The organism is Thauera sedimentorum (assembly GCF_014489115.1).
GTDB classification, from domain to species: domain Bacteria; phylum Pseudomonadota; class Gammaproteobacteria; order Burkholderiales; family Rhodocyclaceae; genus Pseudothauera; species Pseudothauera sedimentorum.
This window is the reverse complement of sequence record NZ_JACTAH010000002.1, coordinates 678,078-691,481: the sequence shown is the minus strand read 5'-3', so window position 1 is coordinate 691,481 and position 13,404 is coordinate 678,078. Positions and strand designations below refer to the sequence as shown.

The following is a 13,404-nucleotide window of genomic DNA, read 5'->3' as shown; positions in this document are numbered from 1 at the left end:
CCCCTGCGCGCCTCATTCGGCCGCCAGGCCCCACTCGACGCACTTGCGCTCGACGGTCTTGCGCGACACGCCGAGCAGCTCCGCGGCCCGGCTCTTGTTGCCGTGGCAGGCGTTGAGCACCGCGAGAATGTGGCGCTTCTCGACCTCGGCCAGGCTCACCGGCAGTTCCTCGCCGGCCGCAGGCGCGGCACTGTCCGGGCCCAGCGGCAGGTGGCCGAGGATCAGCGAACGCTCGATGAGGTTGCGCAGTTCGCGCACGTTGCCCGGCCAGGCATAGGCGGCCAGGCGGCGCAGGGCCTCGTCGCCGAGCGCCAGCGGCGGCAGGCCGAGGCGCTGGGCGAGCTGGGTGTTGAAGTGGGCGACCAGCGGCGGTACGTCCTCGGGGCGCTCGCGCAGCGGCGGGATGGTCAGGGTCATGACCTCCAGCCGGTAGTAGAGATCCTGGCGGAAGCGCCCGGCGGCCACCTCGGTGCGCAGGTCGCGGTTGGTGGCGGCCACCACGCGCACGTCCACCGGCACCTCCTTGGCCGAACCGACCGGACGGATGCGCTTTTCCTCCAGCACGCGCAGCAGCTTGGTCTGCAGCGCGAGCGGCAGTTCGCCCAGTTCGTCGAGGAACAGCGTGCCGCCGTTGGCGTAGTAGAACAGGCCGTGGCGGTTGTCGGTGGCGCCGGTGAACGCGCCCTTCACATGGCCGAAGAGTTCGCTCTCGATCAGCTCGGGGGTCACCGCGGCGCAATTGACCGGCACGAAGGGACGCTCGGCGCGCGGGCTCATCTGGTGCAGGGCGCGCGCGGCGATCTCCTTACCGACCCCGGATTCGCCCAGGATCAGCACCGTGGCCGGGGTGGGCGCCACGCGCTTGAGCAGCGCGCAGAGCTGCTGCATGGCTGGCGAGCGGCCCACCACGCCGTCCACCTCGCCGGACAGGCCGGCCAGCTCCCGGCGCAGCACGAAGTTCTCGCGCGCCAGGCGGGCACGCTCGAAGCAGCGCCGCAGGGAATTGACGATCTGGTCGACGCGGAAGGGCTTGAGGATGAAGTCCGAGGCGCCGGCGCGCAACGCGTCGATGGCGGTCTCCATGTCGGCGAAGGCGGTGATCAACACCACGTCGCCGGTGAAGCCGCTGGCGCGCAGCTCGTGCAGCCAGGCGATGCCCGGCTTGCCGGGCAGGGCGATGTCGAGGACGACGGCGTCGAAGTGCTGGCGGGCGAGCAGCGCGGCACCGGCTTCGGCCGAGTCGGCCACCGCCACGGTACAACCACGGGCCGACAGGGCGCGCTCCAGGAAGCTGCGCATGCCGGCCTCGTCATCGACCACCAGCACCGCGTAGTCGTGCCAGCGCGGCTCGCCCGGTGCGGGGAGCGGTGACGTGGCGGGACGGTCTGATTCGGACATGACGCTCCTCGCAATAGCGGATGGCTGCGGTGCATTTAACCATGTCACCGTGCACGCAAGAAGGTCGGCGGCCTCCCGCAGGAATGCCGCCGACCTTCGGTGTCGCGACGCCGGGTATCAGCGCGCCATCGCGTTCAGACGGGCGATGCGCTCCTCGGTGGACGGGTGGGTGGAGAACAGGCCACGCAGGCCGCCACCGGACAGCGGGTTCATGATCATCATCTGCGCGGTCTCCGGGTGCGCCTCGGCGGTGAGCATCGGGATGCCGCGGGCGTAGGCGTCGATCTTGGCGAGCGCGCTGGCGAGCGATTGCGGGTCGCCGGAGATCTCCGCACCGCCGCGGTCCGCGCCGAACTCGCGGGTGCGCGAGATGGCCATCTGGATGATCATCGCGGCCAGCGGGGCAAGGATCATCACCAGGATCTGGAAGGCCGGGTGCGGACGGTCCTCGCCGCGGCCGCCGAAGAACATGCCGAACTGGGCGAGCATGGAGATGGCGCCGGCCACCGTGGCCGACATGGTGGAGATCAGGATGTCGCGGTTCTTCACGTGCGCCAGCTCGTGCGCCATCACGCCGCGCAGCTCGCGCTCGGAGAGCATGCGCATGATGCCGGTGGTGGCCGCCACCGCGGCGTTCTCCGGGTTGCGCCCGGTGGCGAAGGCGTTGGGCTGGGCCTCGTCGATGATGTACACCTTGGGCATCGGCAGGTTGGCGCGGTGGGCGAGCTCGCGCACCATGTTGTACAGGTAGGGCGAGGTGGTGGCATCGACCTGGCGCGCGTTGTACATCTTCAGCACCATCTTGTCGGAGAACCAGTAGGCCCAGACATTCATCGCGCCGCCGAACAGCAGCGCGATCAGCATGCCCTGCTGCCCGCCGATCGTCGCGCCGACCGCGCCGAACAGGGCGACGATGCCCGCCATGAGGATGGAGGTCTTCATCCAGTTGCCGAACATTTGCGTGTTTCCTTCCTTTTGCGGGTTACTGTGCCGTCCGACCGATGTGGGGTCGCAACGGGTGGATTTCAATCCGCTGCGATTGCGAAGCGGTCGCCCACAGAGACCGGAAATCCGGCCAGAAATTCCCGCGCCGCCATGCGTTTCGCACCGGGACGCTGCAGTTCGGCGAGCCGCAGGGCACCGCTCCCGCAGGCCACCACGATGCCCTCCGGTCCGCTGGCCAGCACCTCGCCGGGCGCGCCCCGCAGGTCGGCCGGCTGCGCGCGCCAGATCTTGACCGCAGTGCCCCCCAGGCTGCCGTGCGCGCCGGGGAAGGGATTGAAGGCACGCACCGCGCGGGCGAGTTCGACCGCCGGGCGGCGCCAGTCGAGCGCGGCTTCAACCTTGGCGATCTTGGCCGCGTAGGTGACGCCTTCGAGCGGCTGCGGGGTGGCCGGCAGGCCGTCGGGCAGGCGGCGCAGCGCCTCGACCACCAGGTCCGCGCCAAGCGCGGCGAGGCGGTCATGCAGGCTGCCGGTGGTGTCCTCGGGCAGGATGGGGATGCTGCGGGCGAGCAGCATGGGCCCGGTATCCAGGCCCTCGTCCATCTGCATGATGGTGATCCCGCTCTGCGCGTCGCCGGCCTCGATCGCCCGGTGGATGGGCGCGGCGCCCCGCCAGCGCGGCAGCAGCGAGGCGTGGATGTTGATGCAGCCCAGGCGCGGCAGGGCGAGCACCTCGGGCGGCAGCAGCAGGCCATAGGCCGCCACCACCAGCACATCGGGGGTCACCGCCGCCAGCGCGGCGCGCTGCTCGGGCGTGCGCAGGCGCTCGGGCTGGTCCACAGGAATGCCGTGCGCCAGGGCCACTTCCTTGACCGGACTGGGGGTGAGCTTCATGCCGCGCCCGGCCGGACGGTCGGGCTGGGTCAGCACCAGCGGCACGGCAAAGCCGGCGTCGATGATGGCCTTCAGGGCCTGGGCGGCGAAGTCGGGGGTGCCGGCGAAGGCGACCTTGAGTGCGGACATCGGGGTTCTCGTCGGATGGATGGCGGCATGCCGCGGCGCGCGGATCGGCAATCGCGGCCAGGGCCGCTCCCGCCGCCGCGCTCCGGTCGCTCAGGCGGTGATGCGCGCCTTCTTGGCCAGCTTGGTCTTGATGCGGTTGAGCTTGAGGGGCGAGAGGTATTCGACGAAGACCTTGCCGTCGAGGTGGTCGATCTCGTGCTGGATGCACACGGCCAGCAGGCCGTCGGCCTCGAGCTCGAAGGGTTCGCCGTCGCCGTTGAGGGCGCGCACCTTGACGTGTTCGGCACGGGTCACCTTCTCGTAGATGCCCGGCACCGACAGGCAGCCTTCCTCGCATACCTGCTCGCCATCGCGCTCGAGGATCTCGGGGTTGATGAAGGCCATCAGCGCCGAACGGTCTTCCGACACGTCGATGACCACCACCCGCTTGTGCACATTCACCTGGGTGGCGGCCAGGCCGATACCCGGGGCCTCGTACATGGTTTCGGCCATGTCGCGCACCAGCGTGCGGATCTCGTCGTCGACCGTGGTCACCGGGGCGGCCCGGGTGTGCAAGCGGGGATCGGGATAGCGAAGGATAGGTAGTAGGGCCATAAATGCTTGCCGGGTTAAGACATTACGTGCAGAATTTCAAGCGCTTTGGCATGCCCATGTGCTGGGTCGGACATGCGAGGCGGAACGGTTGTCGAATCAGCCGCTTCGACTTGCTCACGGCCTCAAGCGTTCCGGACCGGTTATCCCCGGCCCGCACCAACCGGAAGCGAGCAATGATCCGCATTATATTCCCTCTCCTTCTCAGCGCAGCGGCCCTGCTGGCCGGCAACGCGGCAGCCCAGGCGCCGGTCGAGATCGCGGACGACGCCCCAGACACCTACACCGTGGTGCGCGGCGACACCTTGTGGGACATCTCCGGGCGCTTCCTCAAGCAGCCGTGGCGCTGGCCCGAGGTCTGGCGGCTCAACCGCGAACAGATCCGCAACCCGCACCTGATCTATCCCGGCCAGGTGATCTTCCTCGACCGCAACGGCCCCTGGCTGAGCATCGGCCGCCGCCTCGGCACGCAGGACCAGAAGCTCCACCCGCAGGTCTACTCCGAACCGGCCGCGCAACCCATCCCCAGCATTCCGCTGGACGTGATCCAGCCCTTCCTCGTCGCGCCGCTGGTGGTCGATGACGAGGATATCGCCAACTCCGCGACCATCATCGCCAACGACGGCAGCCGGGTCTATGCCGGCGGCGGCGACACGGTGTTCGCCAAGGACGTGACCGCAGACCAGGACAGCTGGGAGGTCTATCGCAAGGCCGAAGCCCTGGTCGACCCGATGACCAAGGAAGTGCTCGCCTACCAGGCGGTCCATCTCGGCTCCGCGCGGGTCACCGAACACGGCCAGCCCGCCACCCTGCAGCTGGTGCGCGCCCTCGAGGAGATCGGCCAGGGCGACCGGATGCTGCCCAGCGAGGTGCCCACCGTGTTCTCCTATGCGCCGCACGCGCCGGAAACCGAGGTCAATGGCCGTATCGTCGCCATCCACCGCGGGGTCGAGGTCACCGGGATGCACCACGTCGTGGTGCTCGGCGCCGGCGAGCGCGAGGGCCTGGAAAGCGGCCACGTGGTCGCCCTGTGGCGCAACCGCGGCAGCGTCAAGTACGAGGGCGAAACCATCGCCCTGCCGGAGCAGCGCTACGGCCTGGCCTTCGTGTTCCGCGTCTTCGACCGCGTCTCCTACGCCCTGGTGATGAACACCGACGGCCAGGTCACCGTGGGCGACAGCATCCGCAAACCCTGAGTCTTGACGCCGCAGCCGGACCTTGCCGCCTGGCTGCGGCTTACCCTCACCCCCGGCGTCGGCCCTGAACGCCAGCGCCGCCTGCTCGCCGCCTTCGGCCTGCCCGATTCCATCTTTGCCGCCGGGCGCAGCGCGCTGATTGCGGTGGTCGGCCGCGATATCGCCGACGCCCTGCTGGCCCCGCCCGACCAGGCCGCCATCGACGCCACGCTGGCCTGGGCGCTGGAGCCCGGCAACCACGTCCTCACCCTGGCCGATGCGGCCTACCCCCGCAGCCTGCTGGACACCGCCGACCCACCGGTGCTGCTCTACGCCAAGGGCGAGCCGGCGCTGCTCACCCGTCCGGCCCTGGCCCTGGTCGGGGCGCGCTCGGCGACCGCACAGGGCCAGGACAATGCCCGCGCCTTTGCCCGCGCTCTGGCCGAGGCCGGCTTCGCCATCGTCAGCGGACTCGCCCTGGGCATAGACGCGGCCGCCCACCGCGGTGCGCTCGAAGCCGCGGACGGCGCAACGGTCGCGGTCATCGGCACCGGCGCCGACCGCATCTACCCGGCCCGCAACCAGGCGCTGGCGCGCGCCATTGCCGAGCGCGGCCTGATCCTCAGCGAGTTCCCGCTCGGCACCCCGCCGCTGCCGCACAATTTCCCGCGCCGCAACCGCCTGATCGCCGGCCTCGCGCGCGGCGTGCTGGTGGTCGAGGCGGCGCTGGGCAGCGGCTCGCTGATCACCGCGCGGCTGGCCGCCGAGGGCGGGCGCGAGGTGTTCGCCATTCCCGGCTCCATCCACTCGCCCCTGTCGCGCGGCTGCCACCGGCTGATCCGCGACGGCGCCAAACTGGTGGAAACCGCCGCCGACATCCTGGAAGAACTGCACTGGGGTACACCCACGAACCCAGCGCCCGGCGAACCGCCGCCGGCAGCGGAAACCCCCGCCGCTGCGGCCGACGATCCCGCTGCCGCCCTGCTGGTCCACCTGGGCCACGACCCGGTCGACCTCGACACCCTCGCCGCGCGCAGCGGCTTGACGGTGGATGCGCTGTACGCCATCCTGCTGCCCATGGAACTGGATGGTCGCATCGCCCGCCTGCCCGGCGGCCGGTTCCAGCGCCGCTGAACCTGCCGGCAGCGCGCCGCCCCGCCCGCAGCGGGGCCCGTGTCCGCAGCATCGCAACAATCATCACCCGTCGCCGCCCAGCAGGAGGTCATCTTGTTCGACATACTGGTTTACCTCTTCGAGAGCTACGTCCATGCGGGCGCCTGCCCGGCATCCGACCAGTTGGCGCGCAAGCTGTCCGCCGCCGGCTTCGAGGACGAGGAGATCAGCGAGGCGCTCGAATGGCTGTCCGGGCTGCGCGAGATGGCTCATACCGCCCGCCCGGAGATTTCTCCCGAGAGCGACTCGGTACGCATCTACGCCGAAGCCGAGATGGCCCGCCTGAATGCGGAATGCCGCGGCTTCATCGCCTTTCTGGAGAACGCCGGGGTGCTCGACGCGCTGACCCGCGAACTGATCATCGAGCGGGCCATGGCGCTGGATCGCTTCAGCGTGAATCTCCACCGGCTCAAGGTCATCGTCCTGATGGTCCTCTGGCAGCAGGAACAGCCAATGGACAGCCTGATCCTGGACGAACTGCTCAACGGCGACGACGAGGACATGCTGGCCGTACAGTGATCCCTTCCCGTGGCGCCGCTTGCAAGCGCCACGGCCGGCTGCTTATCATCCGCCGCTCCACATCCACCCGCCGGCGTCGTTCCTGACGCGTCCGGCCAACATCCCAACGGCATGAGCAAGCAACTGATCATCGCGGAGAAGCCTTCGGTCGCAGCGGACATCGCCCGCGCGCTGGGCGGCTTTACCAAGGAAAAGGACCACTACGAGTCCGACGAATACGTGCTCTCCTCGGCCGTGGGCCACCTGCTCGAGCTGGTGGTGCCGGAAGAATACGAGGTCAAGCGCGGCAAATGGACCTTCGCCCACCTGCCGGTGATCCCGCCGCGCTTCGCGCTGAAACCGGTGGAGAAAACCGACGACCGCCTCAAGCTGCTCACCCGGCTGATCAAGCGCAAGGACGTCGGCGGCCTGATCAACGCCTGCGACGCGGGGCGCGAGGGCGAGCTGATCTTCAACTACATCGTGCAGCACGCCAAGAGCGACAAGCCGGTGCGCCGGCTGTGGCTGCAGTCGATGACCGCGCAGGCCATCCGCGACGGCTTCGCCCACCTGCGCGCCGCCGAGGAGGTCGAAGGCCTGCGCTCGGCGGCCATCTGCCGCGCCGAGAGCGACTGGCTGATCGGCATCAACGGCACCCGCGCGATGACCGCCTTCAACTCCAAGACCGGCGGCTTCCACCTCACCACCGTGGGGCGGGTGCAGACGCCGACGCTGGCCATCGTGGTCGAGCGCGAGGAGCGCATCCGCAAGTTCAAGCCGCGCGACTACTGGGAGCTGGAAGCCGATTTCGCCTGCGCCGCCGGGCACTATCCGGGGCGCTGGTTCGACGAGAAGTTCAAGAAGCCCGAAGGCGACGAGCACGCCACCGCCTTCCGCCTGTGGGACAAAGCCCAGGCCGAGGCCATCCGCGCCAAGTGCGAGGGCAAGTCCGGTACGGTGAGCGAGGAGGCCAAGCCTTCCACCCAGCTGTCGCCGCTGCTCTTCGACCTCACCAGCCTGCAGCGCGAGGCCAACGGCCGCTTCGGCTTCTCGGCGCGGGTCACCCTGCAGCTGGCCCAGGCGCTGTACGAGAAGCACAAGGTGCTGACCTACCCGCGTACCGATTCGCGCGCCCTGCCGGAAGACTACCTGCCGACGGTCAAGGACGTGCTGCGCACGCTGCCGGACAACTACGCGCCCTTCGCCAACGAAATCGCCCGCCAGGGCTGGGTGCGGCCCAACAAGCGCATCTTCAACAACGCCAAGATCTCCGACCACTTCGCCATCATCCCCACCGGGACGCTGCCGAAGAGCCTGTCGGAAGCCGAGCAGAAGATCTACGACCTGGTCACCCGCCGCTTCCTGGCGGTGTTCTACCCGGCCGCCGAGTACCGCATCACCACCCGCATCACCCGGGTCGCGGGCGAAGCCTTCAAGACCGAGGGCAAGGTGCTGGTGAACCCCGGCTGGCTGGCGGTGTACGGCAAGGCCGCGGCCAGCGAGGACGACAAGGACGGCGGCCCGCAGCTGGTGCCGATCAGCGCCGGCGAGACGGTGAATGCCGACGAGGTGCTGGTCAAGGCGTTGGTCACCAAGCCGCCGGCACGCTTCAACGAAGCCACCCTTCTGTCCGCCATGGAAGGCGCCGGCAAGATGGTGGACGACGAGGAGCTGCGCGCGGCGATGGCCGAACGCGGCCTCGGCACCCCGGCCACCCGCGCACAGATCATCGAAGGCCTGATCACCGAGCAGTATTTGCACCGCGAGGGGCGCGAGCTGATCCCCAGCGCCAAGGCCTTCTCGCTGATCACCCTGCTCAAGGGCCTGGGCGTAACCGCGCTGACCTCACCGGAACTGACCGGCGGCTGGGAGTACAAGCTCTCGCGCATGGAGCGCGGCGAGCTGTCGCGCGAAGCCTTCATGAACGAGATCGCGGAGATGACCCGCGAGGTGGTCGAGCGCGCCAAACGCTTCGAGTCCGACACCGTACCGGGCGACTTTGCCACCCTGAAGACGCCCTGCCCGAAGTGCGGCGGCACGGTGAAGGAGAACTACAAGAAGTTCGCCTGCCAGGCCTGCGAGTGGAGCACCTGGAAGATCGTCGCCGGTCGGCAGTTCGAGTACGAGGAGATCGAGACCCTGCTGCGCACCGGCAAGGTCGGCCCGCTGACGGGCTTCCGCAACAAGATGGGCCGGTTGTTCAACGCCGAGATCGTGCTCAACGACGACAAGCAGCCGACCTTCGACTTCGGCCAGCCCAAGGACGACGAATCCGCCGAGCCGGTGGATTTCTCCGACCAGCAGTCACTCGGCCCCTGCCCCAAGTGCGGCGGCGGGGTGTTCGAGCACGGCATGGCCTATGTGTGCGAGAAATCGGTGGGGCCGCAGAAAAGCTGCGACTTCCGCTCCGGCAAGATCATCCTGCAGCAGCCCATCGAGCGCGAACAGATGGCCAGGCTGCTTGCCGAAGGCCGCACCGAACTGCTCAAGGGCTTCGTCTCGGCACGCACCCGCCGCAAGTTCTCGGCCTTCCTGGTGCGTGGCGCGGATGGCAAGGTCGGCTTCGAGTTCGAGACCAAGACGCCCAAGGCCGGTGCCGCCGACAAGGGCACCAAGGCGGCGGCGACGCGCAAGCGCGCCACCAAGGCGGGCTGAGCGGCCGCGCCACCTCCAAAAGCAGAACGGGCCCACACGGGCCCGTTCTGCTTCATGCCTGCCGCCGGCTCAGCTCTCGAGCAGGCTGCGCAGCATCCACGCGGTCTTCTCATGCACCTGCATGCGCTGGGTCAGCAGGTCCAGGGTCGGCTCGTCGCTCGCCTTGTCGGCAAGCGGGGCCACGCTGCGCGCGGTCTTGATCACCGCCTCCTGGCCAAGTACGAGCTGGCGGATCATCTCCTGGGCGTTCGGCACGCCGTCCGGCTCGCTCATGCTGGTGAGCTTCTGGAATTCCTTGTAGGTCCCCGGGGCCGGGAAGCCGAGCGCGCGGATGCGCTCGGCAATCTGGTCGACCGCCAGCGCGAGCTCGTTGTACTGCGCCTCGAACATCAGGTGCAGGGTATTGAACATCGGTCCGGTCACGTTCCAGTGGAAGTTGTGGGTGGTCAGGTACAGGGTGTAGCTGTCGGCCAGCAGGCGCGACAGGCCGTCCGCGATCTTGGCCCGATCCTTCTTGTTGATGCCGATGTCAATGTCCATCGTCGTTCTCCTTGCTGTCGGATTGTGCGGCCGCGCTGGCCAGTCGGTTTCATGCTATTCGATTCACGCCGCCCCGGCCAATTGATTCCGGGGATGGGCGGCATGCCGAAAAACTATGAGGCTGGCAGGGTCATGCGCCGGCCTGCCTCAGGCCGGTTCCGGCAAGTGGGCGCGCCCCACCGGCCGTACGCCGGGCAGCCCGCATTCGAGGATCGCGGTACGCAACACGTCGATCGCTCCGCTGCGCGGGTAGGTGACCCGCCAGGCCAGCGCCACACGGCGCGCCGGCTCCGGTTCGGCGAAGGGTCGCACCGCGATCAGGTTGTTCTGCGCCTCCAGCTCGTCGGCGGCCGAGCTGGGCAGCACGGTCACCCCCAGGCCGGTGGCCACCATGTGGCGGATGGTCTCCAGCGAACTGCCCTCCAGCGTGCGCTGCAGCCCGCCGACATTGCGGCACTGCGGACAGACCTCGAGCACCTGATCGCGGAAGCAATTGCCCGCGCCGAGCAGCAGCAACTGGTCGTCCGCCAGCTGTTCCGCGCTGACTTCGGTAGTCTGCGCCCACGGGTGGGCGCTGGGCATCAGCACACGGAAGGGTTCGTCATACACCGGCTGCGCGACCACGCCCGGTTCGTCGAAGGGCAGTGAGATGATGATCACGTCGAGCTCGCCGCGCTTGAGCGCATCGGCGAGACGGGCGGTGTAGTTCTCCTGGATGATCAGCGGCATGCGCGGTGCCAGCTGGTGCACCCGGGGGATCAGGCGCGGCAGCAGGTAGGGGCCGATGGTGTAGATCACCCCGAGGCGCAGCGGGCCGGACAGCGGGTCCTTGCCGGCGGCGGCGATCTCGTGAATCTGGGTGGCCTCGACCAGCACTTTCTCGGCCTGGGCGACGATGCGCCGGCCGGTTTCGGTGATCTTCACCTCGGTGGCGCTGCGCTCGAACAACTGCACACCGAGCTCTTCCTCGACCTTCTTGATCGCCACCGACAGCGTGGGCTGGCTGACATGGCATTTTTCGGCCGCCCGCCCGAAGTGGCGTTCGCGGGCCAGTGCGACGAGATAGCGGAGATCGGTGAGCGTCATGGCGGCTCCTGCCGCGCCGAGGCAGGCCGGTTGTTGCGGATGCCTGATGTTACCCCCTCCGCAGGTTTCTGCGCAGGCCGTGACAAGGCGATATACTCGGGACCCGGGCGGTATGCGTCGAATGGCATACCCTGGATGACGTACGCACGAAGCGCAGAGTTCACTAACGGCATGTCGCGGCAACACCTACTTGGCACCCTTTGCGGGCTCGGGCTCACCGCCGTTGCTGCGGCGTCCGATGGCGTGCATCACGCAGGCGACGAGGCCTTCTTCTTCGAAGCCCTGCCCGTGGTGCTCACCGTGTCGCGCCTGCCGCAGCCGCTGCAGGACACGCCCGGCGCGGTCACGGTGATCGACGCCGAGCAGATCGCCGCCACCGGCTACCGCGATCTGGCCCGCCTGCTGCGCCTGGTGCCCGGCATGCAGGTCGGCCAGGAGCGCGGCAACGACCAGTGGGTGACCTACCACGGGCTGGGCTCCGATTATCCCAACCAGATGCAGGTGCTGATCGACGGGCGTTCGGTGTATTCGCCCTACTACTTCGGCGGCGCCGACTGGGGCGCGCTGCCGATCGCCATCGAGGACATCGAACGCATCGAGGTGGTGCGCGGCTCGGACTCGGCCGCCTACGGCTCCAACGCCTTTCTCGGCGTGGTGAACATCATCACCCGCCATACCGCTGCGGAGGCCGGCAGTTCGGCGCACGTGAATCTCGGCAGCAACGGCATCGCCGATGCCGGCGGGCGCCTGGTGATGCAGGACGGCCCGCTGGGCCTGCGCCTCAGCGTGCATCGCCAGCACGACCATGGCATGCCCGGCACCCACGACGGACGCGACATCCGGGTGCTCAACCTGCGCGGCGACCTGCGCCTGGGCGAGCACGACGAGCTCACCCTGAGCGCGGGCCTGAGCGAAGGCGAGCGCGACATGGGCTACCCCGACGTGCTGTTCGACAGCAGCGGCACGCGCACCGCCCGCCACCTCGACCGCAGCCTGCACCTGCGCTGGCGGCACAGCCCGGGACCGGACGAGGAGTGGTCGCTGGCCTATTACCACAACCGCGAGCGCACCCGGGACGAATGGTTCGTCGATTCAAGCCGCAACATCGACGCCATCACCGATCCGGCCGCACGCGCCTACCTGCTCGATGCCAAGCGCATCCCGGTCAACAACAACCGCAACAGCCGGCGCGACAACCTCGAGCTGCAGCACCGCTTCCGCGCCAGCGACAGCATGCAGGTCCTGTGGGGTGCCGAATGGCGCCGCGACTGGCTGGATGCACCCTTCCTGTTCTATGGCAAGAGTGCGCAGAGCCAGCACGAGTGGCGGCTGTTCACCAACCTGGAATGGCGCCTGGCGCCGGCATGGCTGCTCAACGCGGGGGCGATGGCCGAACGCATCGACGAGGACCGCGTCCGCCTCGCGCCGCGCCTGTTCCTCAACTGGCAAGCGGGCGGCACCCAGACCTGGCGGGCCGGCTGGTCGCGCGCCTGGCGCCAGCCCACCCTGTTCGAACGCGAAGCCGACGTGCGCATCGTGCACAAGGGCGAGGTGCTGAACTACCGCTTCCGGCCGAATCCGGACATCAAGCCGCAGCGCATCGACGCCTTCGAGATCGGCTTCCTCGACGTGCTGCAGGACGGCGCCGGTCTGTTCGACCTGCGGATCTTCCACGAGCGCATCCAGGACCTCGTGCTGCGCAGCGCGGTGACCCAGACCGATCCGCTGTCGGTGGACGGCCTGCCGGTGGCCAACCCGCCGGTCGTCCAGCAGGTCCTCGGTTCCTCGCGCTGGCAAAACCACCCGCACGAGGTACAGCTCAACGGCCTGGAGTACCAGTTGCGCTTCCGCCCATGGACCGACGGCGAGCTGATCTTCAACCACACGCTGATCCACGTATCGAGCGGCGAGCGCGCGGTACGCGACAGCGTGGCGCCCTACACCGCCGGCCTGACCTGGCTGCAGCGCTTCGGCGCTTGGCAGGGGTCGCTGAGCGTGCTGCGCATGGGGCCGATCGAGGCCGGATCGGGCTACGTGCAGGGTTTCCGCTATCAGGTCCCGGCCTACACCACGCTGGACCTCAGCGTGGCGCGTAGCCTGCGGGTGGGCAATACGCCGGTGGAACTGCGCCTGTCGGGGATCAACCTGCTCGGCCGCCACCAGGAGCTGGTCCACCGCCCGCTGCAGTTCGCCCGCGGCGACCGGCCGGCCACCGAGGTCGGCCGGCAGATCCATCTCAGCCTGCGCGCGAGCTTCTGAGCGCTGCGCACGGAGGGCTTGAAGCACGCCGCGGCGACCCCAGCTTCCTTCCGGGGAACGGC

Annotated in this window: 11 protein-coding genes; 5 read left to right on the top strand and 6 right to left on the bottom strand. The window is 68.9% G+C overall.

Annotated features, from left to right (window positions below; genetic code table 11):
* Positions 1–12 precede the first annotated feature (12 nt).
* The 4 genes from IAI53_RS13005 to def form a co-directional block, all read right to left on the bottom strand.
* Positions 13–1,398, bottom strand: a complete 1,386-nt coding sequence (locus IAI53_RS13005) for a sigma-54-dependent transcriptional regulator (RefSeq protein WP_187718612.1) — start codon at positions 1,396–1,398, stop codon at positions 13–15.
* A 117-nt stretch (positions 1,399–1,515) separates the two neighbouring features.
* The gene (gene htpX, locus IAI53_RS13000) at positions 1,516–2,355 is read right to left on the bottom strand and encodes a zinc metalloprotease HtpX (RefSeq protein WP_187718611.1); all 840 of its coding nucleotides are present in this window, start codon (positions 2,353–2,355) and stop codon (positions 1,516–1,518) included.
* Between the two features lie 68 nt (positions 2,356–2,423).
* A complete protein-coding gene (gene fmt / locus IAI53_RS12995; protein WP_187718610.1) occupies positions 2,424–3,365 on the bottom strand; it encodes a methionyl-tRNA formyltransferase in 942 nt (313 codons plus the stop codon).
* Between the two features lie 90 nt (positions 3,366–3,455).
* Positions 3,456–3,959 carry a peptide deformylase gene (gene def, locus IAI53_RS12990; RefSeq protein ID WP_187718609.1) on the bottom strand — a complete coding sequence of 168 codons (504 nt, stop codon included), beginning with the start codon at positions 3,957–3,959 and terminating at the stop codon, positions 3,456–3,458.
* A 173-nt stretch (positions 3,960–4,132) separates the two neighbouring features.
* Between def and IAI53_RS12985 the strand changes: the two genes are divergently transcribed.
* The 4 genes from IAI53_RS12985 to IAI53_RS12970 all read left to right on the top strand — a co-directional run bounded on the left by IAI53_RS12985 (position 4,133) and on the right by IAI53_RS12970 (position 9,457).
* Positions 4,133–5,152: a LysM peptidoglycan-binding domain-containing protein gene (locus IAI53_RS12985; RefSeq protein WP_187718608.1), complete on the top strand. Its 1,020-nt coding sequence runs from the start codon at positions 4,133–4,135 to the stop codon at positions 5,150–5,152.
* A 3-nt stretch (positions 5,153–5,155) separates the two neighbouring features.
* Positions 5,156–6,265, top strand: a complete 1,110-nt coding sequence (dprA, locus tag IAI53_RS12980) for a DNA-processing protein DprA (RefSeq protein ID WP_187718607.1) — start codon at positions 5,156–5,158, stop codon at positions 6,263–6,265.
* Positions 6,266–6,358: 93 nt separating this feature from the next.
* A complete protein-coding gene (locus IAI53_RS12975) occupies positions 6,359–6,823 on the top strand; it encodes a Smg family protein (RefSeq protein WP_187718606.1) in 465 nt (154 codons plus the stop codon).
* A 111-nt stretch (positions 6,824–6,934) separates the two neighbouring features.
* Positions 6,935–9,457: a DNA topoisomerase III gene (locus IAI53_RS12970; protein WP_187718605.1), complete on the top strand. Its 2,523-nt coding sequence runs from the start codon at positions 6,935–6,937 to the stop codon at positions 9,455–9,457.
* Between the two features lie 69 nt (positions 9,458–9,526).
* On the opposite strand, the gene IAI53_RS12965 is transcribed toward IAI53_RS12970, so the two are convergent.
* Positions 9,527–9,997, bottom strand: a complete 471-nt coding sequence (locus IAI53_RS12965) for a Dps family protein (RefSeq protein WP_187718604.1) — start codon at positions 9,995–9,997, stop codon at positions 9,527–9,529.
* Positions 9,998–10,144: 147 nt separating this feature from the next.
* Complete coding sequence (locus IAI53_RS12960) at positions 10,145–11,083, bottom strand: hydrogen peroxide-inducible genes activator (RefSeq protein ID WP_187718603.1); 939 nt, start codon at positions 11,081–11,083, stop codon at positions 10,145–10,147.
* 243 nt (positions 11,084–11,326) lie between these two features.
* On the opposite strand from IAI53_RS12960, the gene IAI53_RS12955 reads away from it, so the two are divergent.
* A complete protein-coding gene (locus tag IAI53_RS12955; RefSeq protein WP_349771927.1) occupies positions 11,327–13,342 on the top strand; it encodes a TonB-dependent receptor plug domain-containing protein in 2,016 nt (671 codons plus the stop codon).
* The last annotated feature ends 62 nt before the right edge of the window (positions 13,343–13,404 follow it).